At 52.0% G+C, this 1051-nt stretch carries 2 protein-coding genes; both read left to right on the top strand.

Annotated elements, in window-relative coordinates; genetic code table 11:
- Positions 1 to 22 precede the first annotated feature (22 nt).
- Positions 23 to 706: a bifunctional 2-polyprenyl-6-hydroxyphenol methylase/3-demethylubiquinol 3-O-methyltransferase UbiG gene (locus IV098_RS08805; RefSeq protein ID WP_296888197.1), complete on the top strand. Its 684-nt coding sequence runs from the start codon at positions 23 to 25 to the stop codon at positions 704 to 706.
- A gap of 74 nt (positions 707 to 780) precedes the next feature.
- Positions 781 to 1051 (top strand): transposase (locus tag IV098_RS08800; RefSeq protein WP_296888195.1); only part of this gene is annotated, 271 nt, incomplete at its 3' end.

Here is a 1051-nt window from a genome sequence, read left to right as displayed (position 1 = left end):
ACGTTAGCCAGCCGGAAACCGGATGAATACTGAACCATTCAGCGACGCAAAAATTGTTGAGTCATGGGGCATAAACGCCCTACCGTGGACTGCTGCGGTACGTGAGGGCCAGATTGAGAGTCGCAAGCAGATTACAGATCAAGCCATCATTGATGCCATTCTCAGCCGTCTACCACGCTCCGTCCTTGATATTGGCTGTGGCGAAGGATGGCTTGTTCGTGAACTTGCCGCCAGAGATATGCATGCTGTAGGTATCGATGTTGTACAAAGACTTGTTGAAGAAGCCCGGCGCGCCGGTGGCGGAGATTTTCGCATGCTGTCTTACGAAGAGATTGCTGCTGGGAAACTCAAAGTCTTGGTTGATGTTGTTGTCTGTAACTTCGCGTTACTCGGAAAAGAATCGGTTGAGGGAGTATTTGAGGCTGTTCCATCCCTGCTAAATTCACATGGCACATTTGTCGTACAAACCCTTCACCCAGTGATGGCGTGCGGCGACTTGCCATACCGAGATGGGTGGCGCGAAGGTTCATGGGCCGGGTTCGGTAGCAATTTCTCTAACCCGGCGCCGTGGTATTTTAGAACCCTGGAGAGCTGGATAAAATTGTTCGTTGATAGTGGTTTTCAGCTATGTGAAGTACGTGAGCCGACCCACCCAAAGACCCAGAAACCAGCTTCCATGATTTTCATTGGAGAAACGGCTGGCTAACAACGCCATCAACTCGGACGTTAACCTTCCCCCAAATTAGTTGACACCTCCATCTAACCAATTGGAGGTGCAACATGGCCAAATCAGGCCCCAGAAAGACCAACCGCTACAGCGATGGATTCAAGGCCACCGCAGTACGGCTAAGTGACCTACCCGATGTTCTGATCCAGGATGTTGCAGACGCTCTGGACATTCACCCCTTCATGCTGTCACGCTGGCGCAAGCTTGCCAGAGAGGGATTGATCGTGACCAAGGATGCCAAGCTGGATCTGGAAACCGCTTCCGAACTTAAGCGGCTGCGGGATCTGGAGAAGAAGTACAAGCTGCTTCAGGAGGAGCACGCGC

This window comes from Thiobacillus sp. (assembly GCF_018780105.1).
Lineage (GTDB): Bacteria > Pseudomonadota > Gammaproteobacteria > Burkholderiales > Thiobacillaceae > Thiobacillus.
The sequence above is the reverse complement of the archived record's forward strand: the minus strand, read 5'-3'. Positions and strand labels throughout refer to the sequence as shown.

Bases quoted from the DNA above. Each gene is read 5' to 3' on its own strand.
- IV098_RS08805 (WP_296888197.1), top strand. From the start codon at position 23: ATGAATACTGAACCATTCAGCGACGCAAAAATTGTTGAGTCATGGGGC.